This is a genomic window from Chryseobacterium sp. 2P (genome assembly GCF_059579425.1).
The window spans coordinates 767,420-793,762 of record NZ_CM184194.1 but is presented as its reverse complement, the minus strand read 5'-3'; the positions used below and the strand labels follow the sequence as shown (position 1 = coordinate 793,762).

The window sequence follows — 26,343 nt, the reverse complement described above, 5'->3', positions numbered from 1 at the left end:
GATTCGAAGGTTTTAATCTTGATGCTTAATTGAACACAAAGCTCACGAAGGTTTTTTAGTTATGAAACCTTTTAAGGTTCACAAAGCCGTTACACTTAACGAAGAATAAGCGAAATTTTTTTTAAGTTTTTGATTCGTAGGTTTTAATCTTGATGCTTAATTGAACACAAAGCTCACAAAGGCTTTTTAATTATGAAACGTTTTTAGGTTCACAAAGCCGTTACACTTAACAAAGAATAAGGGAAAGTTTTTTTAACTTTTTTTGATTCGAAGGTTTTAATCTTGATGCTTCATTGAACACAAAGCTCACAAAGGTTTTTTAATTATTAAGTGTTTTTAGGTTCACAAAGCCGTTACACTTAACGAAGAATAAGGGAAAGTTTTCTTAACTTTTTTTGATTCGTAGGTTTTAATCTTGATGCTTGATTGAATACAAAGCTGAAAAACGATTTTTAACTGAATAAAGGCTATCATTTTGAATAATAGTATAATATTTTTCATTCCTGTTTTATTATACTAATTTAATTCTATAGGGTTATCTCCCTTTTTCCTTAATTGCATTTCTTTCTGTCTTTCCATGATGATTTTTCTTTGTTCCGGAGTAACACTTGTTCCAAGGCTTTCCAGTATTCCTAATGAGTTTTCTATGAAATTTTGTAACGTTTTTTCTAATTCTGTTTTAGTTCTTACCGTTGAATTAGTGTATCTGTTTTCGTATATATTTACCAATCTGTCTTTCAATTTAGAATTAGATACAGATCTTACCAGTTCAAAATCATAATCCCCTTTATTATCAGTTATTTTTATGATTAATCCCGGCAATCCACTGAATTTATACGGACCATAAGGCAATGGAATTTCTGCAGAATACCACGCAGTCCAATTTCTGCCTTTATATGAAACCTCTGCTTTTTTGCAATTAATTGTATTTATTATTTTTGTTTCATCAATAAGTTTCCAATCTTTTATTGCCGATTCTTTATATGACAGTAAAGACATGGCAACTCTTTGAAAATACTGTATATTTTCATTGGTTTGTATGATCGTATAAGAAAACTTTGTTTGTGGCATTGACGTCCCTCTGAAATCAAAAACCCCTCCACCATTATTAATTGCTTTTCTTGAAACAATACCGGCTACAGAATCTCTTTTCAAAGAATTAAGACTACTAAAAAATGTACGATAATCAGCTACCTGAAGTGAGAATAGTTCTTCATCTGTCTGATTAGGATTTAACGTATTTAATTTAGCTTTCAATAAGTAAATGAACTCTCCTCGCAATGAATCTTTAGTATTCAATTGAGAATAAAATAAAATACTGTAAAATAAAACGAATAGTTGAAATAGTTTTTTATGATAAGACATTGCTATTGCTTTTTATTATGAAAAATTGCACATATAAAACCATATGTGCAAATGAAGATTTGTTATTTCTTAACTATTAATAACCGTGTCCACAATAAATTGCTTCAACCATATTGGCCCAAATTTGTCCTTGTTCGTTAGTCCAGTCCTGAGTAGTGGTAGCAGCTACACCACAAGAAGTATAAGTAACAAAAGTGCTCTTGAATTTAGCCGTTTTCTTTGTCTTTTTTAGCACTTTAGTACTTACTATTTTTTTTGCAGCCTTAAGATTTAAGCTTTTTACCGGTGTTCCTTTAGCACTAACAAGAACCGCTACACCAAGCATAGCGACGAAAAATACTTTTTTCATAATTGTATATTTTTTTAAAATTGAACAGCAAATATATAGTTATAAATCAAACAAAAGAGAAAAATTTTATTATGTTAAACCCCTGACAGAAGCCGTTTTAAAACATTATTTCATTTTACTGCTAACTTTTTATAAGAAGTTTATTTAACCGCAAAAGTCGCAAAAGATAAACTAAATGTTTATTTAAAGCTGGTGATTATAAATAAGAAGAACACAATAGTTTTTAAAAATCTTTGATTTTTATTCTTTTGAGCGCTTTGATTATTCTGGGAATTCGCTTTATCATTATCTTTTCCATCTTTTGCGGTTAATTCCGAAATTAATTTAAAGAAGTTCCTAAAATATGCTCACTCTGGCGTTTTAGCTTCGGAGGTTTCCGAAATCATATTCCTTTTGGCGAGGTGGTTTCGGAAGTTCCCGATAGTATGTAACCTTGGGCGGAATACACTCGGAGAGTTCCGAAAGTTTACTCCTCCCGGCGAGATGGTTTCGGCTGTTCCCGAAGGCTTCCTCCTTTCGGCGGTGGCTCTGGAAAGGCGATTGCTTAATTGAACACAATGCTCACTAAGGATTTTTTTAATTATTAAATCTTTTTAGTTTCACAAAGCCGTTACACTTAACAATGAATAATGGTTTTAAGAATATTCGATTTTATGGTTTTGCAACGATTTCTCATCATCAAAATGAACTATTTTAAATCAAAAAAATCAGCCCTAAAAATTTAAGGCTGATTCTTTCAATATTATTTTGATTAAATTATTTCACAAAATTGTAAACGCTGAACATCTGAACGTCCTTCCCGTTTTTGTTCAGAAACAACAATTTATTGTTTGCCGGAACAAATTGTACTAAGTTTCCGTCTGTGAAACCATAATTCTGGAAGAAATTTCTCCCTTTATAATCGAGTGTAAGTTCTTTCGGAGCCAGAGTGTCAAAATCGAAAGATTTCATGGAGAAACCTGTATTTCCGAATGCTCCTTTCGGATAGAATGCAGAAACATACAGATTGTCTCCGGACTCAATCACCTGAACTCTTCTTCCCGAAGGATTGCTTCCGAGCGGTACAAACTGCTTTACTTCTCCTTCTTTATTGAATTTCATTAAAACACCCACATCAAGCTTATATTCAGGATCCGGAAAACGGTTCATTGCAGTCGGCATCGGTCTCGAAATTGTTTCCTGCTGCACCGCCATTAAAACCTCATCTCCTTTTACGATGGTTTTAATCACTTTCACATCGTTCATATCTTTAGCACCCGCAAGATTGGTATTGCTGATTACGGCTTTTCCGGATTTGATGTCGTAGAACATCACTGTTCCGAATGTACTTCCGCCCATCGTAACTGCCTGATTTTTTCTTCCGAAGGTTACCAGATAATCGCTGTCGTTTTTGCTGATGGCATATAATTTTTCAGGAATATATTTATCGTCAAAAGGCAGATCTTTATCTTCCGTGTTGGAAACCATCTCAATTTTATAGGATTCTTTCCAGCCTGCAGCTTTACGAAGCAGTACAATTTTTCCGGAGTTGGTTAAGGTTAATGATTTTTCCACATAATCGCTGCTTAGAGAAATTTCTTTGTTCCAAAGCGGCGTTAATGTTCTTAAATCAATCACCAAAGCATCATTGATGTTATCCGTTTTTTTCGTGGCATATCGGTCGTTGAAAACGGCTGCATATTTTCCGTTCTCAGAAAAAACCACGTAGGTCGTTCCCGATTTGTTCGTAGATTCAATTATATATTTCGCAATACTTTTTGTGGTGAAAGTTCCCGATTTTTTGCTGAAAACGTGCTGAAAAACCTCTTTTCTGTTTTCTTTTCCGAAATATTCTTCCGTAAATGCCACAAATCGGTCTTCATCAATCTGCTGAGAACCCAGATAATTGTGAAGAACACCGTTGGTTTTATTCGCGTAATCCTGAATGTAAGTATCTACAAGGCTTCCGTTCTGATCGAGTTTTCTCATCAGCAGTTTTTTATGCGGAAATACGTTTCTCATCAATCCGTCGATATTAATCGCGCTGAACATATAAGAATTGTAATCGTCTGCCAAAACCAGCTTTTCGTCGGTTTCAAGATTGTCGTCCGTAGTAAATTTTGTTCCCTCCACCACTTTTACCTGTGCAAATGCGCATACAGAAGCGGTAATCATTACAGAGGCAATAATCTGTTTAATCATCTTATTTTCTTTAGTTATTATAAATTTTTTCTTCTAATCTTTTTAATTCGAGGTTGGCATCATAAGACAGCTTAATGTCTACCAAATGTTCCTGAAGTTCGTTTAAATATTTTTCTGCTTCTGTGTAATTTCCCAAAGCAAGATTCAGCCTTATTAAATTGAAATAAAGGTACTCTCCTATTTTCTGGTTGTAAAGGGCTTTTTTATCATTGTAATTGACTTTGGTAAGCGCTGTTTTCCACATTTCGATTCCCTTCTGCATATTTTCCATGGCTACTTTATTGGGCGCGTAATCGGATTTTGCCTGAAGCTTTTTAAGATTGGTGGTTACATAGATATACGCTTTTTCCAGATCATCGTAATCCCCTTTATTTTTTACCGTTTCTAAAGTTACCGATGAATTGATGGTCTGATATCCGAAATTGTCGTTGATGATATTTCTTGTACGGTCCATTGTTCTCTGCAGATATCTTTTTTCGTGGACATTGAGGTTAATTTCATTTGTAGGTACACTTGCAATTTCGGCAAAGTCTGAAAAATAGGTTTTGTCTAATTTCACCACTCCGTTCTGTTTTCCGACAATTCGCACCGGCTGATTGGCAAATGTTTTCCCCTGATTGTCCTGAAAATTGGTTCTCTCCATTTCAACAAGCACATCAAGATAGTTCCCGCCTTTAGAAAAACCCGCTACATCCATCTGTGAAGCAAGAATTTTATTATCGACAATGAGAGCATCTTTAAGATCGGGCTGTCTGTACACCGGCATCGGCGGAATATTGAGAACAGGTCTTGAAGGCAGCCTTAAAATTGGCGCTCCGTTTACAGCGGCTATTTTTTCAACCGCAGATAATTTATTGTACTCGGCAGATTCCAGCTTGAATTTTTCCTGAAGCTTTTTTACTTCCGCTTCATAATCTTTCAGCCTTTCCTGATGTTCGATCTTTGCTGTTTCTACATTCGTCTGATAATTATTTACCTGATTCTGGTACTCTTCTTTAGACATCCTTAAAACATCATCTTTTGTAATATTATAAGGAGATTTTACCGTGATGGTGTAATTTCTGTTGGCAAGATCTGTTGTAAAAACAGGCTCTTTCAGCAACTGAAAACTGATGGTTTCTTTATCAATTCTCTGTCCGAATACAGACTGAACCGAAAACAAAACGACAGGAAAAAGTAAATTTAATTTCTTCATATATCTATTTAAGTTCCGCGCAAAAGTAAAATAAATTATTAATAAAACACTTTCTGTATCTATTATTAAGGAAATATTCATTTTACAGGAACCCTTAAAGTAAATCATTCAACTTAACCCGTTAAAATTCTTTCTTTATAAGCTTTATTTCTTTATTGCGAAATTATATCTTATTTTTGCCATACAAATTTTTTGAACAATGCCGAATATTTCAAACAGAGCACTCCACATGCCGCCATCGCCGGTAAGAAAATTGGTTCCTTTCGCCCTAAAAGCGAAGCAGAAAGGGACAAAAGTTTATCATCTTAATATCGGGCAACCGGATATTGAAACTCCGGAAACGGCACTTAATGCTTTAAAAAATATCGATTTAAAAGTATTGGAATACGCACTTTCTGAAGGAAATATCGACTACAGAAAAGCACTTACAGAATATTATCATTCTTTGGATTTCACAGATCTTACACCGGATAATTTCATTGTAACCAACGGAGGATCAGAAGCTTTAAATTTCGCCATTTCTACTTTATGTGATGATGGTGATGAAGTAATTATTCCTGAACCTTATTATGCGAATTACAACGGATTTACAAGTACTTTCAATGTAAATGTAGTAGCGATTCCGTCTACCATTGATACTGGTTTTGCACTTCCTCCGGTTGAAGAATTTGAGAAAAAAATCACCGAAAAAACAAGAGCCATCGTTATCTGCAACCCCGGAAATCCTACCGGTTATCTTTACACCCGTGAAGAACTTCAGAAATTAGCAGAGATTGCTTTAAAATATGACATCGTAGTTATTTCAGACGAAGTATACAGAGAGTATGTTTACGACGGAAAACAGCAGGTTTCTATGCTGGCTTTTCCTGAACTGGCAGAAAACTGCATCATTATCGATTCAGAATCAAAACGCTATTCAATGTGCGGCGTAAGAATCGGATGTATGATTACCCGTTCTAAAAAAATTCACGATGCGGCTATGCTTTTCGCACAGGCAAGATTAAGCCCTGTTTTACTGGGACAGATCGCGGCAACGGCGGCTCACCAAAATGACGGAGCTTACATCAGAGCGGTAAGGGAAGAATATACCCACAGAAGAAATGTCCTTGTCGATTTACTGAACGCTATTCCGGGAGTAATCTGCCCGAAACCGAAAGGCGCATTCTACTGCGTTGCGGAACTTCCGGTAGATGATACTGAAAAGTTTGCACAGTGGCTTCTGGAAAGCTATTCCCACAATAACGAAACCATTATGGTGGCTCCTGCAGGAGGATTCTACAGCAATCCGGAACTGGGGAAAAAGCAGGTAAGAATTGCTTACGTTCTGAAAGAGGAAGATTTAAGAAGAAGCGCAGCAATCCTTAAAGATGCTCTTGAAAAATACAAATCAGAATTCAGTCTTTAATTTAAACTAACATAATATGTCAGCAATAAAATATCATAGTTTGAAATTGTTCTCACTATTTATTTTATTGCTGATATTTTTTTCATGTAACAGCAAAAAGGAAGAAAATTATTCCGGAAACGCCAACGAAATTATTTCAATAAGCTATTCGGATATCGGTGGAGATCTCGGAAATTACAAAATCGTAAAAATTAACAAGGATTCTGTTTTTGCAGAACAGGGAGTTTCAGCAAAGAAAATCCATAAAGAATGGAAATCTGCAATAACCCCGCAAATCTGGAAAAGAGTAACGGCGTCTCTTAATGTAAAAACGTTAGACAAAATCGAAAGCTCTCCCAGCAAACAGCCGGTTGACGGATTTGATGAAACTTTCCAGATCAGAACACCGAAAAAATACCACGTTTATGTAAATTCGTATTCAGATACTATTTATTATCAACAGCTTCAGAAATTAAAAGACCAGATTAACGTCCTTCTTCCAACAGAATATAACTAAAACAATGCACGAAAATTATTCACTAAAGCCATACAATACTTTCGGAGTAGATGTAAAAGCAAGATATTTCACCGAAATACATACCGTTGAAGAACTTAAAGAAGCTATTAGTTTCTCCCGCTCTCATTCGCTTAATACTTTATTTTTAGGAGGCGGAAGCAATGTTTTATTTACAAAAGATTTTGACGGATTGGTGATTAAATTAAACCTGAAAGGAATTTCCGTGCTGCCTGTAAATGAAAACGAAGTTCTGGTTACGGCAAAAGCAGGCGAAAACTGGCACGAATTCGTGATGTTCTGTCTGGATAAGAATTTTGGCGGACTGGAAAACCTTTCCTTAATTCCGGGGAACGTAGGAACTTCGCCGATGCAGAATATCGGAGCTTACGGAACTGAAATTAAAGATGTTTTCTATGACTGCAAGGTTTTAAATCTTGAAACACTGGAAATTGAAACTTTTGATCTTGAAAAATGCAGATTCGGGTACAGAGACTCAATTTTTAAGCAGGAAGGAAAAGGTAAATATGTGATTGTAGAAGTTTCGTTCAGACTTACCTTCCGAAATCATAAAATCAAAACAGAGTACGGCGCAATACAGTCTGAACTTGAAAGTTTAGGTATTGAAAATCCTACAATTCAGGATGTTTCCAGAGCGGTTATCAATATCAGACAAAGCAAATTACCCGATCCTAAAGAAACAGGAAATGCGGGAAGTTTCTTTAAAAATCCGACGATTCCTTTGGCTCAGTTTGAAACATTACAGCAGAAATTTGAAAACATTCCGGGATATCCGAACGGAAATTCTGTAAAAGTTCCTGCAGGATGGCTGATTGAACAATCCGGCTGGAAAGGAAAACAAATAGGAAATGTTGCCTCTCACAAATTACAGGCTCTGGTCATCGTTAACGCAACCGGAAACGCAACCGGAAAGGAAATTTTTGATTTTTCAACAGAGATTATTAATTCCGTGAAAGAAAAATTCGGGATTGAACTGGAAAGGGAGGTGAATATTATTTAAAAACTGATCATGTCACAAAATTTATCAGAAAAAGAATTCGAAAAGCAGATCGAAAAACATTTTCGTAAAAAACATTACATAAAAATTTACTTTTTTGACGAAAGTTCAGAAGATTTGACATCGGGTTTCATCATTAAATTTTCTGATACTTTTTTGATGCTTCAGGAATGTCACAACTTTACTCTGGACGGAATAAAAGTGATTCCGTATAACAGAATTTCAGGCTTCCGTCATAATAAATTCGAAAAAGCATCAGAACGAATATTTTCTCAAGAAATGCTGATTACATTCGATCAAGACATTATAAAAAACACTTCTTTAAAAAACTTTGAATCTTTATTTAAATCAATAAAAGACCAAAATTTCCACTGCATCATTGAAGGAATAAAAAAAGATAAATTTACCTTTACAATAGGAGAAATACTGGAGGTAAATGAAAAGTCAGTAACTGTAAAAAATTATGACGCAACCGGAAAAATTGATAAAAAACCAAGTAAAATACTTTTCAAAAATATAGAGTTTGTAACTTTCAATGATAAGTATTCATTAACTTTCAGAAAATATTTAAAAGAATAATAAAGACACACAAATATGAAAATAGCAATTCTCGGAGCCGGAAATATGGGCTTATCCTTTTCAAAATCTTTTTTGAAATACGAACTGATAAAGCCTGAAAACCTTCATTTAATTACAAGAAACCAGTCTAAATTTTCAAAAATCTCGGAAGAATTTCCAAAATCTAAGATCTCTACTTTCGATGAAGTGAAAGATTTAGACGCAGATTTAATTATCATTGCCGTAAAACCTCAGGATTTTCAGCACGTAGCGGAAAATTTCCGGTTTCAGTTAAAAGAAAACCAGATGGTTTTATCGATTATGGCAGGAATTAAAATTGAGAAAATTCAGAAATTATTAAATCATCCATTGGTTGTAAGAGCCATGCCCAATTCTCCTACTCTTCTCGGAATGGGAATTACAGGCTACACTTCTGCGGAAGGAATTTCTTTCAGCCAGTTAATCAATATCGAAAGACTATTAAATTCTACCGGAAGATCTGTTTATCTGGAAAATGAAGAATTGTTAGACAGCGTTACCGCGCTTTCGGGAAGCGGACCTGCTTATTTTTACTACATTATCGATGCGATGATAAAAGCGGGTGTAGAAATGGGAATCGAAGAAAATCTTTCCCAGCTTTTTGTAAAACAGACGATGTTGGGAGCGTATCATTTAATCAACAATTCGGATAAAAGTCTGGAAGAACTCATAAAAGATGTGGCTTCCAAAGGCGGAACCACTGAAGCTGCCCTGAAATCATTCAATGAAAATAATTTAAAGGAAATTCTGAAGGATGGAATTCTCAGTGCAGAAAAACGTGCGAAGGAACTGAACGGATAATCAGACTTTTTCAGAGGATAAATAAAATCGACTTCAGCCTGAATTTATACTAAGTTTCGGCTAAAGCCGATTTTCTTTTTTTAATCTGAGTTCGGGATAAGTCTTCTTAAACGCAAGTTTAAACAAAGAGATTCAATTATGATGAATTCAGCTTTTAGGATATGCAAAGGCGTAAAACTGATCAAAGTAATACCATTTTGTCTTTTTTAAATAAACGAAGTGCCTTTGTTTAGCTTATCAACTTTTAATAGGTAAAAAAAATCTTTTGTTTTGCTTTGCGATAAATCAATACAATACTACAAACCAATTATTTAAACTTATTTCTTATCCAAACTGAGTTTTTTTATCATTATAATAAACTAAAATCCATTTCTATTGATGTATTCTTAAATATTTCAAACCATCCCGCTTGGAAATCGTTTTTCGATAAAATTCTTCATCAAAAAGCCTAGAAATACCCCAAAAGTATTCAGAATAATATCATCCACCTCAAAAATTCCCATTCTGGAAAAGTACTGAAGTGCCTCTACAATGGTAATTGCCGAAATAAACGTAAAAAGAAGATTCTGTAAATCCTGAAGTTTAGGAAAAATCCAGCCTAGAAATCCGAAGGGAATAAACATCACCACATTTCCGACAACAATAGTCACGATTTCTTTCCATGAAATACATCCTTTAATGAAATTAATGGTAGAAAATATCGGCTCTATGGTTAACAGATTATCTTCCATCTGCGTTCTGCCCATCCCGAAAAACATGAGGTACAGCAAAAACAGCGTGTAGGGAACGATAATAATTTTATAAGATTTCTTTAACATCGTTTGCAAATTTATTCATTTCAAAAACATTAAATTTGTATGTTAAATCAATTTAATGAAATACGTTTTACTTACGCTCATTTCAGCGATGCTTTTGTCCGTTTCGTGGCCTACTTACGGCGTTCCGTTTTTTATATTTTTTGCGCTTGTTCCGCTTTTGATGATGGAACACGGCGTGTCTAAATTTTCAGATTACAACAGAAAAAGCTGGGTGGTTTTCGGACTTTCCTACCTCTGTTTTGTGATCTGGAATGTGGTAACAACAGGATGGCTTTATGGTTCCAAAAATCCGGACGGAAGCCATTCTATGATGGCGGTTGTATTTCCGGTTCTGGTCAATTCTTTCCTGTATTCATTGGTTTTCCAGTGCTATCACTGGTACAAAAATGCACAGGGAACCTATTGGGGTTTAGGATTTCTGATCGCAATCTGGATGAGCTTTGAAAAGTTCCATTTAGGATGGGAATTAACGTGGCCATGGCTGAATCTTGGAAATGTTTTTTCCGATTATCCTAAACTTATCCAGTGGTACGATACTTTGGGCGCAACCGGCGGAAGCTTCTGGATCCTGCTCATTAATGTATTGATTTTCTACACTGTAAGAATCTGGGAAGCAGGAAGAAAAAGAAAAGAACTTATTAAGAACACCTCCATTGTCGCCGCTTTAATCATTATTCCGATGATTATTTCTGTGGTGAAATATAATAATTTTGATGAAAAACCCATCGGAAGCGTTAATGTTCTGATGCTTCAGCCTGATCTGGATCCGTATGCAGAAAAGTATACGCAGGACAGCTTAACCATCGAAAACGATCTTCTAAGCCTTGCCGAAAGAAATTCTAAAACAAAAATAGACTATTACATTGCGCCCGAAACTGCGCTTCCGGGAAGAGGTTCTATTTCGGAAACCGCTTTTGAAAAGAGTGTTATTTTAAACAATCTTAAAGGATTTTTAACTAAACATCCGGGTTCGGTTTTCGCAACAGGAATTTCTTCGCATCGTTTTTTTACAAGTGAAAACAATTTGCCGAAAGAAGCTTACCAGATTCATACAGGACTTTGGGTGGAAAGTTTCAATTCGGCGGTGCAGGTTATTCCTAATCAAAAGGTAGAAGTCTACCACAAAGGAAAGCTCGTTCCGGGTGTGGAAATCTTCCCCTATATGAACTATTTAAAGCCTCTTTTGGGTGATGCGATGATTAATCTGGGCGGAACAGTAGCTTCTCTGGGAACCGATAAAGAAAGGGTTGCTTTTTCAAATCCTTTCAACAAAGGAAAAGTTGCTCCGATCATCTGTTATGAAAGTATTTATGGTGAATTTACGGGAGAGTATGTAAAAAAAGGCGCCAATTTTTTAGCCATCATGACCAACGATTCATGGTGGGGCGTTACAGAAGGGCATAAACAGCTTCTTTCCTACGCAAAATTAAGAGCTATTGAAACCCGAAGAGAAATCGCAAGAGCTGCAAACAGCGGAATTTCTGCGCATATTAATGCGAAAGGGGAAATCATGGAAGATACTTTTTACGGCGATAAAACCGCTTTATTTTCTAAAATAAACCTGTATGATGGGATGACTTTTTATACGAGATCAGGAGATCTTCTGTCAAGATTCTCCATTTTTGCTTTAGGATTTCTGCTGTTTTATTTTTTAATCCGCTGGTTTCAGAGAAAGACGCAGAAGGCTTAAAAATTATTATTTCCGGAATATGAAATAAATCATTCTTAAAGCCAGTGCGTGCTGTGAGTGATATTACCAGAAATCGGGATTAATAATCTGTATATTATTTATAAATAATTTTGTAAAAGATTTGTCTATCTGAAAAATTCTTCGTTATTTTGCACACTCAAATATTATAGTACAAATAAGAACATCGAGATATGTCAAGAATTTGCCAAATAACAGGAAAGCGTGCAATGGTTGGTAACAACGTTTCTCACGCTAATAACAAAACGAAGCGTCGTTTTGAAATTAACTTATTAGAGAAGAAATTTTACCTTCCGGAGCAGGATAAGCACGTAACACTGAAAGTATCAGCTCATGGATTGAGAGTGATTAACAAGATTGGAATCGAGGAAGCTATTGAAAGAGCTACTAGAAACGGATTGATAAAAAAGAACTAAATCATGGCAAAAAAAGGAAACAGAGTTCAAGTAATCCTTGAATGTACAGAGCACAAAGAAAGCGGTATGCCAGGAATGTCAAGATACATTTCTACAAAAAATAAAAAGAACACTACAGAGAGATTGGAATTGAAAAAATACAATCCTGTTCTTAAGAAAGTTACAGTTCACAAAGAAATCAAGTAATTTATAAAATATAATTTACCATGGCAAAGAAAGTAGTAGCAACCCTACAAACCGGGTCTAAAAAAATGACCAAAGTGGTGAAAATGGTGAAGTCTCCAAAATCAGGAGCTTACGTTTTCGAAGAAAAAGTAATGAATGCAGACGAAGTTGACGGTTATTTGAAAAAATAATCTTCACTTTATTTACAATATAAAAAACTACTCATATTTTGGGTAGTTTTTTTGTTATCTTTGCTTTTAATCTAATCTGGAAGTCATAAGCTGGGTGCCGGAAGTTTATTACATATCATTGTAAAGTAAGATTGTAAACTTTAATCCTCCATCTCCCGCTTCCATCATTAAAACATAAAATTCCGTAATTCATAAGATGAGTTGGTTTAAGAATATTTTTAAAAAAGAAGAAAAAGAAACGTTAGATAAAGGATTGGAAAAATCCAGCCAGGGTTTCTTTGAAAAAATGACGAAAGCCGTAGTCGGCAAAAGCAAAGTAGATGATGAAGTTCTTGATGATCTTGAAGAAGTACTCATTGCATCCGACGTTGGCGCATCCACCACCATCAAAATTATAGAAAGAATTGAAGAACGTGTTGCAAGAGACAAATACGTTGGTGTAAACGAACTTGATAAAATCCTTCGTGAAGAAATCTCAGGTCTTCTGCTTGAAAATCCACACGCCGGAACCGGAAATATCGACACTTCCAAAAAGCCTTACGTCATTATGGTTGTTGGTGTAAACGGCGTAGGAAAAACGACCACTATTGGAAAACTGGCACATCAGTTTACTTCAGAAGGGAAAAAGGTGGTTTTAGGAGCAGCAGATACCTTCAGAGCCGCTGCAGTAGATCAGTTGGTGATCTGGAGCCAAAGAGTCGGAGTTCCTATTGTAAAGCAGGAAATGGGATCAGATCCGGCTTCCGTTGCTTTTGATACGGTACAGAGTGCGGTTGCCCAAAATGCAGACGTGGTTATCATTGATACGGCAGGAAGACTTCACAACAAAATTAACCTGATGAACGAGCTTTCAAAAATCAAGAGAGTAATGCAGAAGGTTATTCCGGATGCTCCTCATGAGATTCTACTGGTTCTTGACGGCTCTACCGGTCAGAATGCTTTTGAACAGGCAAAACAGTTTACAGCCGCTACGGAAGTTAATGCTTTAGCGGTTACCAAACTCGACGGAACTGCAAAAGGAGGCGTTGTTATCGGAATTTCAGACCAATTCCAGATTCCTGTGAAATATATCGGCGTTGGAGAGAAGATGCAGGATTTGCAGTTGTTTAATGGTACGGAGTTTGTAGATTCTTTTTTCAAGAAAAGATAACAACTAATATTTTTTTATAAATTAGTTGTATCTATTAACACTAATTTTAAAAAAATAATTATTATGTTTACATTTATTCTTTGGATTATCTTTGGACTAGTTGTAGGAGCTTTGGCTAAAATGATTATGCCGGGCAAACAAAACATGGGTTGGTTAATGACCTGTATTTTAGGAATTATAGGTGCCTTAGTAGGCGGATTTATTGCCAATGCTGTTTTTGGAGGAGGCGGAGCAAGCGACGAAAGAATGTTTCACTTCTGGCCCATTATATTTTCAGTGGGAGGCGCTTTAATTGTTCTGTGGATCTACGGAATGCTTACCAAAAAAAGCTAAACTCGATTAGGATAAAAAATTAAAACGGCGGATTTGAAATTCAAATCCGCCGTTTCTTGTAAAATATATATAATTTAGTTAGTTGATTTTGATCTGGTAAGGCATTTCCATTTTCACTTCAGACTGTAGTTTTCTTTCCTCTACGATCTGTTCTAAGAGTTCATAATTTGCTTTTCCGATTTTGTTTTTCACCACTCTTGCAGAAATATCATCTTCATTAAGATCTTTAAAGATCTGCTCGAAAGGGGTCATGCTTTTAGGATAAGAAGAAACTTCGTAAGATTTTAATCCTGCTTTCTGAGCAGCAAATTTTACGGCATCATTCAATGTTCCCAATTCATCAACAAGACCGATCTGTTTGGCTCTTGTTCCGCTCCATACTCTTCCTCCTCCTACACTGTCAATCTGTTCAAAAGTCTGTTTTCTATTCTGCGTTACAAAATGCACGAATCTTTTATAAGTTCCTTCCACACTTCTTGTAATCAAACTCACCCCATAAGGCGTAACTCCGTTTAGAGAAGAATAATATTGAGAATTCGCATTGGTAGAGACAATATCTGAACGGATTCCGTTTTTATTCGCAATATCTTTGAAGTAAGGAATTACTCCGAAAACTCCGATCGATCCCGTAAGTGTATTGGGTTCAGAATAAATTTTATCTGCCGCCATTGCTATATAATACCCTCCGGAAGCCGCATAATCTCCAAAGGAAACAATTAATGGTTTTTTCTTTTTCAACTGCTGAAGTTCAAACAAAATTTCATCCGAAGCGTTTGCACTTCCTCCCGGAGAATTAATTCTGAAAACGACCGCTTTCACTTTATCATTATCCTGAAGTTCTTTAATGTATTTAATATATTTCTCGGAATGGATATCATTATAATCGTCTCCTCCATTAATAGAACCTGAAGCATACAGAACTGCTACTCTGTCTCCTGATTTTTCATCATCAGAATAAGAAGCAATATATTTACCTAAAGAAATTTTATTTAACTTATCGTCTCCTGATAAATTTAACTTCGATTTAATTAATTGATCGTATTCTGTTTTCTGAATAAGCTTATCTGCCAGTTTATATTTTAAACTTAAATCAGGAATCATTCCGTAAAGACTGTCCACAACCGTTCTGAACTGTGCCGTATCTATTTTTCTTGAAACCGCCATTCTTGAAGAAGTGTTTTTCCAGATATCATTTAAAAGTGTGCTTAACTGCTCTTTATTTTCCGGAGAAATATCGTTTCTCAAAAAAGGTTCAACAGCAGATTTAAATTTTCCGTGACGGATAACTTCAATCCCGATTCCGTATTTATCGGCAAAATCTTTATAAAAAGCGACTTCCGTTGCCAGACCTTTAAGCTCGATCATTCCCGAAGGATTAAGATAATACTGATCTGCAACCGATCCTAAATAATAAGCCGCCTGAGAAACCGTATTTCCATAAGCATAAACAAATTTCCCACTCTTTTTAAAATCCTGAATAGCATTTCTGAGATCGTCAATCTGAGTAATTCCTGCATTTAAATAATCGGCTTCAATACTTATTCCTTTAATATTATCATCGGTTTTTGCTTTTTCGATGGCTTCAATAGCATCATAAATCAACACATTTTTTGTTTGTTCGCTAATATTAAAAAGTCCTTTCTGCTCTTCTGTAGGACTATCTATTATATTGGTTTTTAAATTAATCGTAAGGACAGAATTTTTCTTTACCACTACGGATTTCTCACTTCCCATCGCGCTGAACACAAGCATGATGACGAAAAAGAAGAAAAACACAGCGCATAAAATGACAATTGCCACTATATTTGCCAGTACATTTTTAAAAAAACTTTTCATAAATCAATCATTTTAATAATATGTCGCAACATAAAGTCGTTTTGTTACTCGGAAGTAATCTTGGAGATCAAAAAAAAAATCTTGAAACCGCTATAAAAAAACTGCAAAATGGTGGAAATGAAATATTAAAATTAAGTGAATTTTTAATATCCGAGCCTGTAGAATTTGCCAGTTCTAATATTTTTTGTAATATTGCACTGATAATGTTGACTCATCTTTCGCCTATTCAACTGCTTGATTTTGTTAAAAGTATTGAACAAGAAATGGGAAGAACTAACGATTCTAAAGCTTCAGGAGGATATTCTGATAGAGTAATAGACATAGATATCGTTACATATAATGAATTAAAATTTGTCTCAGAAAGATTGGAAATCCCTCACAAAAAGCATCTTTTTGAAAGAGAATTTTCCAGAACATTATTAAAGCATTTTATCAAATAAAACATAAAACATATTGTATGAAATTAGGTTTATTATTATTGGCTACGTTGCCTATCGCTGCTTACGCACAAGATAGTATAGCTGTTACTTCAAATGATAGGTATCCAAATACATTCTCTTCAGGTTCTGCCAATGTTCAACCTTTCGACACAAAAGCTAAAAGATTTAACGACTGGTCTGTATCAGTAGGTGGAGGTGCTGCTTTTATGGTACACTCCGATCTTAAATCTATTACAGATAAAAAGATCAACTGGGGATACAACACTTATGTAAGCTTAGACAAACAGATTAACCACGTTGTAGGAATCAGCCTTATTTATCAGAGAGGTGAAACCAATCAGAGAGGGCAGCTTGAAGGTGCTGCAGGTGTAGCTGCCGGAGTTGCAGAAGCAAAAACAAAATATAATCAGGTTGCTTTAATGGGAGATGTTAACTTTTCTAATCTCTTAAGAAGAGTAGACAATCATTCTCCATACAGATGGGCATTGCACGGTTATGCAGGTATCGGTTTAATGAACTATAATACCTCTTTGTACGATAATAATGAGTTCAGATGGAGCACTACTCCTGCCAGAATACCTTTATTTATCAACCAAAAATTAGACATCAACTCGGTTTATTATCAGTTTGGTGCCGGTTTGAAGTATAAAGTTTCGAAACTTATCGACATTGAAGCAAGAACAATGTATATCATCAGTGGAGACGACGAATTCGACGGTGGCGGTAACGCAGGTCCGGCAGATTATGATGTTACTTCAAAAGTTTCAAAATATAATATGCTTAATAAAAGAAGATCAGACAATGCATGGACTGTTAACCTGGGAGTTTCTTTCAAATTAGGAAAACACAATTCTCACCTTGCATGGCACGATCCGCTTCAGGAAGCTTATTACAGAGCCTATGTTCTGGAAAATAAAAGTACAGATCTTGTAGTTTGTGAAAAAGGAGATCTTGATAACGACGGAGTATGTGACGATTGGGACAGACAGCTTGATACTCCTGCAGGAGCAAGAGTAGACGGAGCCGGAGTTGCTTTAGACATGGATCTGGATGGCGTAATCGATTTATATGATAAGTGTGTAACGGTTCCGGGGCCGGTTGAAAACCAAGGTTGTCCAACTACAACTAAATAACTATAACTAAATCATTTAATTAACTAAATAAAAAATACACTATGAAATTAAGTTTAGCAATTGTTGCATTAGCACTTACTGTTCCTACAGTTGCCTTTGCACAGGACTCAACTGCGGTAGTTTCAAACGGGCAATATCCAAATACGTTCTCATCGGGCTCTGCAAATGTTTCCCCGTTTACCAATAAATCTAAACGTTTTAACGATTGGGCAATCTCTTTCGGTGCTGGTGTACCTTTAATGCAGTCTTCAGATTTAACATCTATAAAAAACGGAAACGGTAAAAACCTTTTTGGTTATTCTGCATATGTGAGTATTGATAAAGCTATTACTCATGCTTTTGGTATTAATTTACAATATGACAGAGGTGAAACCAGACAAGGATGGTTCAATACCAAAGATTCTGCCCCTAGTGATGCCTCTGCAACTCAGCACGTAGGTGCAAGAACGCAATATGATGCGATCTCATTATTAGGAGATATTAACTTCTCAAACCTATTCAGAAGAGTTGATAACCATTCTCCTTACAGATGGGCTTTACACGGATATGCAGGTGTGGGAACAATAGCATACAGAGCTTTCCAGAAGGATGAAAAAGGACAAAGACTGGCTGCGGAAATTAAGCCGTTCCAGCTTGGTTCAATGTTCGCTCAGGCAGGTGCCGGTGTGAAATTTAAAGTAAACAGAAGAATCGACATAGAAGGTAGATTAATGTATGTAATGACCGGAGATGATGAATTCGATGGTGGAGGCCGTAAATACGATCCGATCAACCAGCGTGAAGAACAGGTTTCTGATAACTTCTTTAATGCTACTTTAGGGGTTTCTCTAAAACTTGGAAAACACGAATCTCACTTAATGTGGCATGATCCGCTTCAGGAGATCTACTATAAACTAGATGTTTTGGCTAACAAAAACCAGGATATTGAAGTTTGTAAGAAAGGAGATCTTGATAACGACGGTGTTTGCGACGATTGGGACAGACAGCTTGATACTCCTGCAGGTGCAAGAGTGGACGGTGCAGGTGTAGCTCTTGATACTGATCTTGACGGTGTAATCGATCTTTACGATAAGTGTGTAACCGTTCCGGGACCAGTTGAAAACCAAGGCTGTCCTACAACAGCTCCTACTCCGGTTGGACCTGTAACTGATTCTACAAGAACTCTGGAAGGAATTGAATTTGATCTGAATTCAGACAGAATTTTACCTTCTAACACTCCAATTCTTAACAACGCAGTAAATTACATTAATTCTTCCAGTGGATCTTATACGGTAGTTGGAGCAACAGATACAAGAGCTTCTGATGCGTACAACCAAAAACTTTCCGAAAGAAGAGCGAACAACGTAAAAGATTATTTAATTAAAAACGGAGTTCAGTCTGGTAAATTAAACGCAGTAGGTAGAGGTGAAAAAGATCTTAAGTATCCTGAATGTAACCCTGCTACAAAATGCCCTGAATGGAAAAACAGAGCAAACAGAAGAGTTTACTTCGAAGCTAAATAATTAAATTTATTATTAAATACATAAAAGCCATGCATTGCGTGGCTTTTTTTGTCGGAATACTTTTATTACTTTTATCCCATGATTTCTCAGCAAGATTTTCAAGAGCTAAAATTTAAAACCCTGAAACATTTCTGGGGTTATGATGGTTTTCGGGATTCTCAGGAAGCGATTATCGATTCTGTTATCAATGAAAAAGACACTCTTGTTCTTCTGCCGACCGGAGCCGGAAAATCGCTTTGCTATCAGCTTCCTGCTTTATTAAAAGAAGGAACTTGTCTGGTTATTTCCCCTTTACTGGCTTTGATGAAAGATCAGGTAAACCAATTGAAATCAAGAGGAATCGAAGCAGAATATCTGTCTTCGGAACTGGATGAGTATGATGCTGAAAATATCTATGACCGATGCAAAGAAGGACTGACAAAGTTGCTGTATATTTCTCCCGAACGAATTACCAATAAACAGTTTCTGCAGAATATTGAAGAAATCGAACTGTCATTCATTGCAGTAGATGAAGCGCATTGCATCTCAGAGTGGGGACAGGATTTCCGTCCGAGTTATCAGAATATCAAAGAATTCAGAAAAAACAATCCTGAAATTTCGTGTCTGGCTTTAACGGCAACTGCTACGCCAAAAGTTCTGGAGGAAATAAAATTAAAACTGGAACTGAAAAATCCACAAGTCTTTCAAAAAAGTTTTAAAAGAGACAATATTAAAATTTTCATGGAAGAAGTTTCGGATAAATTTCAGAAAGTCTTCGATATTTTAAAATTCTCCAACGAATCGGGAATCGTTTATGTGAGAACGAGAAAAGAAGCCGAACTCCTCAGTGAATTTCTGAAAAAAAATCAGCTTAAAAATGTAGATTACTTTCACGCAGGTTTATCCACGAAAGAAAAAAATACCAAACAGGAAATATGGAACAGAAGCAGTAACCATGTTTTAATTTCCACCAATGCTTTCGGGATGGGAATTGATAAGGATAATGTACGTTTTGTACTTCATTACTCTCCTGCTCCTTCCATTGAAAATTATTATCAGGAAATCGGTCGTTCCGGAAGAGACGGAAAAGAAAGTTTTGCATTTCTGCTTTGGAATAAGCAGGAACTTTTAAATTTTGATCAGATTTTAAAGAACCAGATTCCCAATAAAGCTGAATTTCTAAAAATCGTCACTTACCTCTACTCTATTTTTCAGGTTGCTGAATTTGAGCTTCCGGAAAAAGTTTTTCAACTGAATATCAACGGAATTTATAATTTCACGAAACTTTCGAATGCGAAGATCAGAAACGTTCTCAATTTTCTTCACAATCAGGAAATTATTTATTTTAACGAACATAAAAGTCTTTCATCACTACAACTTTTGATGGAAGCCCATGAAATCGATCAGCTGCCACGAAAAGATGCCTATTTTTTAGAATTGATGCTTCGTACGATTTCCGGAATTACTACACATAAAGTGATGTTCAGTGAACAGCAGGTAAGCGGAAAAATCGGATCAAGTGTGGAACTGATTAAAGAAAGACTAAAAGAACTTCAGCAAAAAGGATATGTGGAATATATTGATGGTGCTTTAACCAGCGTAAAATTTCTGAAACCAAGAGATGAAAGATTAAACAGCTCTGTGTACTGGAAACTTTTTGAACATATTCAGAAAAATAAAATCCAGAAGTGGGAAGAAATGAAATTTTACATCGAAGATGAAAAATACTGTAAAATGAAGCTCATCCTAAACTATTTCGGTGAAAAAAATGCTAAAAACTGTGGGCAATGCTCTGTCTGTGAGCGAAATAAACAGTCAATCTTCGGGAAAAATATTTCACACCAGATTCTGAATCTGCTCGGCAAAAGACCGGCAACGATTGAAGAACTTTCTATCCAGCTGAGCTATCATTCAAAAGAGAATATTCTGGAAAATTTAATTTTTCTTCTGGATACCGGTAAAGTAAAAATGCTGAATTTCAGAACGTATGCTTTGGCTTAAGATACTTCAGTAAGCTCAGCATTACATTTTTCTGATTCCAACTGTCAATTTTAAAATCAAATCTTTCAATCCTTCCTCAAAGACCTTATCTTTGCACTATGAAATCATTGAAAGTTGTATTTTTAGGAACTCCGGAGTTTGCCAAAGCTTCTCTGGAAGCCATTCATCATTCTCATCACGAAGTTGTGGGCGTTGTAACGGTTGCAGATAAAGCGAGCGGACGAGGACAGAAAATCAATCAGTCTCCGGTAAAAGTTTTTGCCGTAGAAAATAATCTTCCTGTTTTTCAGCCTGAAAAGCTTAGAAATCCCGAGTTTTTAGAGGAATTGAGAAAACTGGAAGCCGATGTTTTTGTGGTGGTCGCTTTCAGAATGATGCCGAAAGTTTTGTTTGAAATGCCAAAAATGGGAACTTTCAACCTTCATGCTTCTTTACTTCCCGATTACAGAGGTGCTGCACCGATCAATTATGCGATTATTAACGGTGAAGAAAAATCAGGAGCTACAACGTTTTTTATCAATGAAAAAATTGATGAAGGAAATATTCTTCTTCAGGAAGAACTCCCTATTTTACCGGATGAAAATGCAGGAAGCCTTCACGACAGACTCATGGAAATGGGCTCTGAACTTGTGGTAACAACATTAAACGGATTGGCAGAAAATTCAATTACAGAAAAACCACAGCCTCAAGTTGAGCATCCGAAAAATGCATTTAAAATTTTTAAAGAAGATACAAGAATCGACTGGACGAAAAATTCGAAAGGAATTCATCAGTTTATTTTGGGAATGTCTCCTTATCCTGCAGCGTTCACCACTTTAAAGATAGGCGAAGAAGAAAAAGGACTTAAAATTTTCGGTGGAAAATTTGAAATTTCGGATCATGGAAAAACAGCCGGAAGTTTGGAAATCTCTAAAACCGGATTTAAGATTTTTACCCAAGACGGAGAATATTTTCCATCAGAATTACAGCTTGAAGGAAAAAAGAGAATGAACATCAAAGATTTTCTGAACGGTTTCAGGAATTTCGACGAAATAAAAATGGCTTGATTTCTCAAGCCATTTTTATTTCGTCGAAGTGAATTGTCAACAGTGAATTCATTTCATTATCAATTTTAGCATTGTATTCACTTGCAGAGCAAAATTGACCATTCACAATTCACATTTTATAGCTGTACCATTTCAGTTACCTCAACATCATATCCGCCAACCTGCGGCTTCACATTAGGATTCTGGGTAATTACTTTAAATTTATTAATTCCCAGATTTTTAAGAATTTGAGTTCCGATTCCGTAATCTCTGTAGTTGAATGCTAAAGTCGGATGCTGCTGTTGTCCGTCCTGATAATTAAGGAACTGCTGTAGTTTTCTTAATGTATTTTCAGAGTTTGAAACATTATTAATGAAAACAATGGCTCCTTTTCCTGCTGCATTTACCATAGAGGTTACTTTTTCCAATTGAGGTTTCTCTCCGTTATTCAGCCTCGTTAAAACATCAAAATAAGAATCTGATGACTGAACTCTTACCAAAACAGGCTCATCAACCGTCCATGAACCTTTGGTTAAGGCAAAATGGATCTGATCGTTGGATGTTTCTCTGAAAGCAAAGAAATCGTAATCTCCGTAAGCGGTTTTTACTTTTCTTTCTTCAATTCTTTCAATAAGATTTCCTTTTTTAAGCTGATAATGAATTAAATCTTCAATGGAAACTATTTTCATATCATGTTTCTGTGCAAAAGCATAAAGCTCAGGCAAACGCGACATAGAACCGTCTTCATTCATGATTTCACAGATTACCCCTCCTTCTTTAAGACCGGCAAGACAAGTTAAATCTATTGCAGCTTCTGTGTGTCCTGCTCTTTTCAGAACACCTCCTTTTTTGGCTCTTAACGGAAAAATATGACCGGGACGCATGAAATCTGTCGGCTTGGATTTTTCATCCATCAGAGCCAGAATGGTTTTTGCTCTGTCGCTTGCAGAAATTCCGGTAGAAGTTCCGTTTCCTAAAAGGTCTACAGACACCGTAAAAGCTGTTTCTTTCGGATCACTGCTTCGGCTTACCATTACTTCAAGACCAAGCTCATCACATCTTTTTTCGGGAAGCGGCATACAGATAAGCCCTCTTCCGTGAAGCGCCATAAAGTTGATAATTTCAGGTGTTGTAAGCTCTGCCGCACAAAGAAAATCTCCTTCGTTTTCTCTGTCTTCATCATCCACTACTATGATTATTTTACCATTTTTAAGGTCTTCTATTGCCTCTGGAATAGTATTTAACTTAATATCAGACATTTTTACTTTTTAAATTTTTGCAAAGATACTTATAAAAATATGCATCTCCCAATATTATAAATTCTTTATTATTCGCCAAATACGGAGTTTTTAGCTTTTCTGAAAATATGATAAGACTCCAGTCTTTTCTGATGGTCATAAATATGAGAATTAATCATCAGTTCATCCACATTAAATTTTTCCTGAAAACTTTTCAATTTCTCTTCGATTTCATTCTGATCTCCAATGAAAGTGTATCTCAGTTTCTGCAAAACCATGGATTTTTCCATAGGCGACCAGATGTCGTCCATATCATCAACCGGCGGCGCAAAAGGCTTTCTGTCGTTTCTTACAATATTAATGAAAGCCTGAAACAAAGTTGTGGACATTTTATGCGCTTCTTCCGAAGTTTCTGCTGCAACTCCGTTTACACAGGCAATGATGTAAGGTTTGTCTAAGTATTTTGACGGTTCAAAATGTTCTCTGTAAATATTGAAAGCCATTTCCATCTGCTCCGGCGCAAAATGCCCCGCAAAAGCATACGGAAGTCCCAATTCCGCGGCTAGAAATGCACTGTCTGTGCTGGAACCTAAGATATACATCGGAATATCCAGTCCCTCTCCCGGAATGGCACGAACCAAAGCATCACGGTTTTCTTTGGAAAAATATTTCTGTAATTCTAAAATCTGTCTTGGAAACTGCTGGTTAATCATTCCCGGATTTCTTCCTAAAGCCTGAGCGGTTAAACCATCTGTTCCGGGAGCTCTTCCCAAACCAAGATCAATTCTTCCGGGAAATAGGGATTCAAGGGTTCCGAACTGTTCGGCAATCACTAATGAACTGTGATTCGGAAGCATAATTCCTCCGGAGCCCACTCTTATTTTTTTGGTTCCGTTGGCGATAAAACCAATCAGAACGGAGGTTGCAGAACTGGCAATGCTTTCCATATTGTGGTGTTCGGCAAGCCAGAATCTTTTATAATCTAAATGTTCAGCATGACTGGCTAATGATAAACTGTCCTGAAAGGTATCATGAACAGTTTTCCCCTGTTTTACGGGAGCAAGATCCAATACTGATATTTCAAAATTTTTCATATCGGGATATTCTGTTTAGACAAAAGCATTTCGTAAACTTTTGTCGGTTTCATTATTTTAAATTTTACGCAACAAAGATAAGACTAATAAACTGCATTAGTTACTTTTTGTAATCGATAGGATTAATGGTGAGGTTCAGGGAAAAACTATGAGAAATCAGGCTAATATTAAATTGCTTTTTTGAATAATCACTTTTTGTATATTTGGTATTGATTTCAATTCAAAATTTAACCATGAAAAAACTCTTATTTCTTATTATCATTTTAATTTTTACAGGAAAAATATTTTCTCAAAAAAAACTGAATATTCCTACTACATTTCCCACCGAATATGGAACATTTACTTTTCCTTTAGGTTCAAAAATTATTTTAGAACTGAAAGAAAATGGCAATAAATATGAATACCGCGTTTTGAGCATGGAACCTTATAAAGAATATTATCCTTTAAGTAAGGAGAAGGATATTTTCTCAAAAGATATTAAAGAAAATACGATTGAAGTTTTTTTCACAGGAGCTTACTATAACGAAGGGAAGGAAGATAAAGACTGGAAATCTCTTTTATCTTTAAAAAGCAATGTAAAAACATCTTTAATCTATAAAGCGGATATAAAATATTATTTCAAGGATGAATTTGAAAACACCTCTATTTCAGGAGTTTTTCCCAAGGCGAAAATGAATGAAATATGGGGGCATAAAATTGATTTCATTACTTTATATGACTTTGAGAAATTAAAAAGATAAGATCAATAATTAAAACATGAAATCAAAAATAAGGTATATCGAAAATAAATCTTCCGGTCATCACGGATCTGCGTGGATTGGTTGGGTTGAATTTTCAAAATCCGGACAAACGGTATATTTCAATAATAAAGCTCTTAAAAAACTTAAAATTCCCGGCATTTCGGGAAATCATTTTGATATTGAAACCGGTGAAGAATATTGGGTTTCCGGAGTGAAGAAAAATGGACAGGACAGACATCAACTTGGCGGCGGAAAGATTATGATCGACAGAAAATCTGTTCCTGAATATTTAAAACTCGTTGATTTTACTGTTTTAGATGAAAATACATATACGCTGATTGATTTTGCAAAAACCGATAAGCAAAGATTTAATGAAATAGAAAATGAAGAAATATTCTTCAAAGATACAAGTCGTCATGCAAGTTATTATGACAACAATCAACGGAAATTAATTTTAAACAGGGAATATTGAAAATTGCAACCCTCAATATCGATTGGGCAATAAAAAAGAAATCTTCAGGAACCGCAGAATTTCTCAATCAGTTTGACTTTGATTTCCTTATTCTTACGGAAGCCGTCAATCTTGATCTTAAAAATTTTCCGTATAAATATCTCTGTTCGCCAATCCCTGAGAACACCGTTTATGAAAATCTCAATTATTCGGAATATTTAAAAGGAGAAAAAGCTTTCCGGACAGTTTTGTACTCTAAAATTCCTTATTCGAAAAAATATGCTGTGACGGATGAAAAAACCAATCTCGCTTTGGAATTTGAAACAGAATTGGGAAAAATTGTTTTCTATTGTACGATTATCGGAACTTGGTTTAACCGAAAGCCTTTTGTTGATATCGAATTGCAGAATACCATCCACGACTGCCGAAAAATTTATGCAGAGAACAAAAATATTTTTATCGTTGGTGATTTTAATACATCATTCAGAAAAGGAGAGGAACAATTTTCAATTAATTTAAAAACAACAGAAGCTTTAAAAAATCTTTTTGATGAACTGAATATCATCCCTGTAACTTCAGAAATTAAAGAAAATATTGATCATATTGTGATTCCGAAAGTTTTTTCAGACGATACAGAATGCAGAATTTTTGTGGATAAAAATGTGGTGAGTGATCATAAAGGCGTTTTTATTTCGGTAGAAAAATTTTAATTCTCTACT

The 26,343-nt window shown here is 35.6% G+C and carries 27 protein-coding genes; 19 read left to right on the top strand and 8 right to left on the bottom strand.

The genetic code is table 11. From position 1 onward, the window contains the following. Positions 1-516: 516 nt before the first annotated feature. The 4 genes from AC52CF_RS03475 to AC52CF_RS03460 all read right to left on the bottom strand — a co-directional run bounded on the left by AC52CF_RS03475 (position 517) and on the right by AC52CF_RS03460 (position 5,090). The gene (locus tag AC52CF_RS03475; protein WP_375180879.1) at positions 517-1,365 is read right to left on the bottom strand and encodes a GLPGLI family protein; all 849 of its coding nucleotides are present in this window, start codon (positions 1,363-1,365) and stop codon (positions 517-519) included. Between the two features lie 76 nt (positions 1,366-1,441). Next, entirely contained in the window at positions 1,442-1,714 is a 273-nt protein-coding gene (locus AC52CF_RS03470) for a hypothetical protein (protein WP_302716017.1), read from the bottom strand. 756 nt (positions 1,715-2,470) lie between these two features. Further along, positions 2,471-3,895, bottom strand: a complete 1,425-nt coding sequence (locus AC52CF_RS03465; RefSeq protein WP_375180878.1) for a hypothetical protein — start codon at positions 3,893-3,895, stop codon at positions 2,471-2,473. A 10-nt stretch (positions 3,896-3,905) separates the two neighbouring features. Next, complete coding sequence (locus AC52CF_RS03460) at positions 3,906-5,090, bottom strand: hypothetical protein (protein ID WP_375180877.1); 1,185 nt, start codon at positions 5,088-5,090, stop codon at positions 3,906-3,908. A 199-nt stretch (positions 5,091-5,289) separates the two neighbouring features. Here AC52CF_RS03460 and AC52CF_RS03455 point away from each other — a divergent pair, with 199 nt between their 5' ends. Genes AC52CF_RS03455 through proC form a run of 5 tightly spaced genes read left to right on the top strand, consistent with a single transcriptional unit; the run spans position 5,290 to position 9,404 of the window. After that, positions 5,290-6,495 (top strand): pyridoxal phosphate-dependent aminotransferase, encoded by a 1,206-nt coding sequence (locus AC52CF_RS03455; RefSeq protein ID WP_076390929.1) that lies wholly within the window; start codon positions 5,290-5,292, stop codon positions 6,493-6,495. Between the two features lie 16 nt (positions 6,496-6,511). Further along, positions 6,512-6,991 carry a hypothetical protein gene (locus tag AC52CF_RS03450; RefSeq protein ID WP_308003829.1) on the top strand — a complete coding sequence of 160 codons (480 nt, stop codon included), beginning with the start codon at positions 6,512-6,514 and terminating at the stop codon, positions 6,989-6,991. Positions 6,992-6,995: 4 nt separating this feature from the next. Further along, on the top strand, positions 6,996-8,009 hold the full coding sequence (gene murB / locus AC52CF_RS03445; protein WP_375180876.1) for a UDP-N-acetylmuramate dehydrogenase: 1,014 nt from the start codon (positions 6,996-6,998) through the stop codon (positions 8,007-8,009). Positions 8,010-8,018: 9 nt separating this feature from the next. Then, entirely contained in the window at positions 8,019-8,585 is a 567-nt protein-coding gene (locus AC52CF_RS03440) for a hypothetical protein (protein ID WP_375180875.1), read from the top strand. A gap of 15 nt (positions 8,586-8,600) precedes the next feature. Next, positions 8,601-9,404, top strand: coding sequence for a pyrroline-5-carboxylate reductase (gene proC, locus AC52CF_RS03435; protein ID WP_235129724.1), 804 nt, complete (start codon positions 8,601-8,603; stop codon positions 9,402-9,404). 395 nt (positions 9,405-9,799) lie between these two features. Here the strand turns inward: proC and AC52CF_RS03430 are convergent, their stop codons facing one another. Then, positions 9,800-10,222: a VanZ family protein gene (locus AC52CF_RS03430; protein ID WP_375180874.1), complete on the bottom strand. Its 423-nt coding sequence runs from the start codon at positions 10,220-10,222 to the stop codon at positions 9,800-9,802. 55 nt (positions 10,223-10,277) lie between these two features. Between AC52CF_RS03430 and lnt the strand changes: the two genes are divergently transcribed. The 6 genes from lnt to AC52CF_RS03400 all read left to right on the top strand — a co-directional run bounded on the left by lnt (position 10,278) and on the right by AC52CF_RS03400 (position 14,185). After that, positions 10,278-11,912: an apolipoprotein N-acyltransferase gene (gene lnt / locus AC52CF_RS03425; protein ID WP_375180873.1), complete on the top strand. Its 1,635-nt coding sequence runs from the start codon at positions 10,278-10,280 to the stop codon at positions 11,910-11,912. A gap of 191 nt (positions 11,913-12,103) precedes the next feature. Then, positions 12,104-12,346: a 50S ribosomal protein L28 gene (gene rpmB / locus AC52CF_RS03420; RefSeq protein ID WP_002976757.1), complete on the top strand. Its 243-nt coding sequence runs from the start codon at positions 12,104-12,106 to the stop codon at positions 12,344-12,346. 3 nt (positions 12,347-12,349) lie between these two features. Beyond that, on the top strand, positions 12,350-12,532 hold the full coding sequence (gene rpmG, locus AC52CF_RS03415; RefSeq protein WP_027379950.1) for a 50S ribosomal protein L33: 183 nt from the start codon (positions 12,350-12,352) through the stop codon (positions 12,530-12,532). Between the two features lie 20 nt (positions 12,533-12,552). Continuing rightward, positions 12,553-12,702 (top strand): DUF4295 family protein, encoded by a 150-nt coding sequence (locus AC52CF_RS03410; protein ID WP_087712364.1) that lies wholly within the window; start codon positions 12,553-12,555, stop codon positions 12,700-12,702. 196 nt (positions 12,703-12,898) lie between these two features. Next, positions 12,899-13,852 (top strand): signal recognition particle-docking protein FtsY, encoded by a 954-nt coding sequence (gene ftsY / locus AC52CF_RS03405; RefSeq protein WP_087712363.1) that lies wholly within the window; start codon positions 12,899-12,901, stop codon positions 13,850-13,852. A gap of 63 nt (positions 13,853-13,915) precedes the next feature. Continuing rightward, positions 13,916-14,185, top strand: coding sequence for a GlsB/YeaQ/YmgE family stress response membrane protein (locus tag AC52CF_RS03400; protein WP_214590778.1), 270 nt, complete (start codon positions 13,916-13,918; stop codon positions 14,183-14,185). Between the two features lie 78 nt (positions 14,186-14,263). On the opposite strand, the gene sppA is transcribed toward AC52CF_RS03400, so the two are convergent. After that, positions 14,264-16,021, bottom strand: coding sequence for a signal peptide peptidase SppA (gene sppA / locus AC52CF_RS03395; RefSeq protein ID WP_214590779.1), 1,758 nt, complete (start codon positions 16,019-16,021; stop codon positions 14,264-14,266). 20 nt (positions 16,022-16,041) lie between these two features. On the opposite strand from sppA, the gene folK reads away from it, so the two are divergent. From folK to fmt, 5 genes are all read left to right on the top strand, one after another. Then, positions 16,042-16,461: a 2-amino-4-hydroxy-6-hydroxymethyldihydropteridine diphosphokinase gene (gene folK / locus AC52CF_RS03390; RefSeq protein WP_214590780.1), complete on the top strand. Its 420-nt coding sequence runs from the start codon at positions 16,042-16,044 to the stop codon at positions 16,459-16,461. Positions 16,462-16,478: 17 nt separating this feature from the next. Then, positions 16,479-17,594, top strand: coding sequence for an outer membrane beta-barrel protein (locus AC52CF_RS03385; protein ID WP_214590781.1), 1,116 nt, complete (start codon positions 16,479-16,481; stop codon positions 17,592-17,594). A 41-nt stretch (positions 17,595-17,635) separates the two neighbouring features. Then, positions 17,636-19,096: an OmpA family protein gene (locus AC52CF_RS03380; RefSeq protein ID WP_375180872.1), complete on the top strand. Its 1,461-nt coding sequence runs from the start codon at positions 17,636-17,638 to the stop codon at positions 19,094-19,096. 78 nt (positions 19,097-19,174) lie between these two features. Beyond that, positions 19,175-21,076, top strand: a complete 1,902-nt coding sequence (locus AC52CF_RS03375) for a RecQ family ATP-dependent DNA helicase (protein ID WP_496517854.1) — start codon at positions 19,175-19,177, stop codon at positions 21,074-21,076. A 98-nt stretch (positions 21,077-21,174) separates the two neighbouring features. Then, on the top strand, positions 21,175-22,122 hold the full coding sequence (fmt, locus tag AC52CF_RS03370; protein WP_496517853.1) for a methionyl-tRNA formyltransferase: 948 nt from the start codon (positions 21,175-21,177) through the stop codon (positions 22,120-22,122). Positions 22,123-22,238: 116 nt separating this feature from the next. Here fmt and ribB read toward each other — a convergent pair whose 3' ends face one another. Further along, entirely contained in the window at positions 22,239-23,360 is a 1,122-nt protein-coding gene (gene ribB / locus AC52CF_RS03365) for a 3,4-dihydroxy-2-butanone-4-phosphate synthase (protein WP_214590785.1), read from the bottom strand. Between the two features lie 68 nt (positions 23,361-23,428). After that, positions 23,429-24,433, bottom strand: coding sequence for an LLM class flavin-dependent oxidoreductase (locus AC52CF_RS03360; protein ID WP_496517852.1), 1,005 nt, complete (start codon positions 24,431-24,433; stop codon positions 23,429-23,431). A gap of 233 nt (positions 24,434-24,666) precedes the next feature. Here AC52CF_RS03360 and AC52CF_RS03355 point away from each other — a divergent pair, with 233 nt between their 5' ends. From AC52CF_RS03355 to AC52CF_RS03345, 3 genes are read left to right on the top strand one after another with little or no spacing between them, the layout of a single operon-like run. Further along, entirely contained in the window at positions 24,667-25,173 is a 507-nt protein-coding gene (locus AC52CF_RS03355; RefSeq protein WP_214590787.1) for a hypothetical protein, read from the top strand. A gap of 16 nt (positions 25,174-25,189) precedes the next feature. Beyond that, positions 25,190-25,645 carry a hypothetical protein gene (locus AC52CF_RS03350; protein ID WP_496517851.1) on the top strand — a complete coding sequence of 152 codons (456 nt, stop codon included), beginning with the start codon at positions 25,190-25,192 and terminating at the stop codon, positions 25,643-25,645. Next, positions 25,642-26,334 carry an exonuclease/endonuclease/phosphatase family protein gene (locus AC52CF_RS03345; protein ID WP_496517850.1) on the top strand — a complete coding sequence of 231 codons (693 nt, stop codon included), beginning with the start codon at positions 25,642-25,644 and terminating at the stop codon, positions 26,332-26,334. The genes AC52CF_RS03350 and AC52CF_RS03345 overlap by 4 nt, the downstream gene beginning before the upstream one ends. The last annotated feature ends 9 nt before the right edge of the window (positions 26,335-26,343 follow it).

Coding starts and splice junctions, on each gene's coding strand:
- AC52CF_RS03475 (WP_375180879.1), bottom strand. CDS start 1,365: ATGTCTTATCATAAAAAACTATTTCAACTATTCGTTTTATTTTACAGT.
- ftsY (WP_087712363.1), top strand. CDS start 12,899: ATGAGTTGGTTTAAGAATATTTTTAAAAAAGAAGAAAAAGAAACGTTA.
- AC52CF_RS03355 (WP_214590787.1), top strand. CDS start 24,667: ATGAAAAAACTCTTATTTCTTATTATCATTTTAATTTTTACAGGAAAA.
- ribB (WP_214590785.1), bottom strand. CDS start 23,360: ATGTCTGATATTAAGTTAAATACTATTCCAGAGGCAATAGAAGACCTT.
- rpmG (WP_027379950.1), top strand. CDS start 12,350: ATGGCAAAAAAAGGAAACAGAGTTCAAGTAATCCTTGAATGTACAGAG.
- AC52CF_RS03440 (WP_375180875.1), top strand. CDS start 8,019: ATGTCACAAAATTTATCAGAAAAAGAATTCGAAAAGCAGATCGAAAAA.
- AC52CF_RS03350 (WP_496517851.1), top strand. CDS start 25,190: ATGAAATCAAAAATAAGGTATATCGAAAATAAATCTTCCGGTCATCAC.
- folK (WP_214590780.1), top strand. CDS start 16,042: ATGTCGCAACATAAAGTCGTTTTGTTACTCGGAAGTAATCTTGGAGAT.
- rpmB (WP_002976757.1), top strand. CDS start 12,104: ATGTCAAGAATTTGCCAAATAACAGGAAAGCGTGCAATGGTTGGTAAC.
- AC52CF_RS03400 (WP_214590778.1), top strand. CDS start 13,916: ATGTTTACATTTATTCTTTGGATTATCTTTGGACTAGTTGTAGGAGCT.
- sppA (WP_214590779.1), bottom strand. CDS start 16,021: ATGAAAAGTTTTTTTAAAAATGTACTGGCAAATATAGTGGCAATTGTC.
- AC52CF_RS03430 (WP_375180874.1), bottom strand. CDS start 10,222: ATGTTAAAGAAATCTTATAAAATTATTATCGTTCCCTACACGCTGTTT.
- AC52CF_RS03385 (WP_214590781.1), top strand. CDS start 16,479: ATGAAATTAGGTTTATTATTATTGGCTACGTTGCCTATCGCTGCTTAC.
- AC52CF_RS03360 (WP_496517852.1), bottom strand. CDS start 24,433: ATGAAAAATTTTGAAATATCAGTATTGGATCTTGCTCCCGTAAAACAG.
- AC52CF_RS03455 (WP_076390929.1), top strand. CDS start 5,290: ATGCCGAATATTTCAAACAGAGCACTCCACATGCCGCCATCGCCGGTA.
- murB (WP_375180876.1), top strand. CDS start 6,996: ATGCACGAAAATTATTCACTAAAGCCATACAATACTTTCGGAGTAGAT.
- AC52CF_RS03460 (WP_375180877.1), bottom strand. CDS start 5,090: ATGAAGAAATTAAATTTACTTTTTCCTGTCGTTTTGTTTTCGGTTCAG.
- fmt (WP_496517853.1), top strand. CDS start 21,175: ATGAAATCATTGAAAGTTGTATTTTTAGGAACTCCGGAGTTTGCCAAA.
- AC52CF_RS03410 (WP_087712364.1), top strand. CDS start 12,553: ATGGCAAAGAAAGTAGTAGCAACCCTACAAACCGGGTCTAAAAAAATG.
- AC52CF_RS03465 (WP_375180878.1), bottom strand. CDS start 3,895: ATGATTAAACAGATTATTGCCTCTGTAATGATTACCGCTTCTGTATGC.
- AC52CF_RS03380 (WP_375180872.1), top strand. CDS start 17,636: ATGAAATTAAGTTTAGCAATTGTTGCATTAGCACTTACTGTTCCTACA.
- lnt (WP_375180873.1), top strand. CDS start 10,278: ATGAAATACGTTTTACTTACGCTCATTTCAGCGATGCTTTTGTCCGTT.
- AC52CF_RS03470 (WP_302716017.1), bottom strand. CDS start 1,714: ATGAAAAAAGTATTTTTCGTCGCTATGCTTGGTGTAGCGGTTCTTGTT.
- AC52CF_RS03450 (WP_308003829.1), top strand. CDS start 6,512: ATGTCAGCAATAAAATATCATAGTTTGAAATTGTTCTCACTATTTATT.
- proC (WP_235129724.1), top strand. CDS start 8,601: ATGAAAATAGCAATTCTCGGAGCCGGAAATATGGGCTTATCCTTTTCA.
- AC52CF_RS03375 (WP_496517854.1), top strand. CDS start 19,175: ATGATTTCTCAGCAAGATTTTCAAGAGCTAAAATTTAAAACCCTGAAA.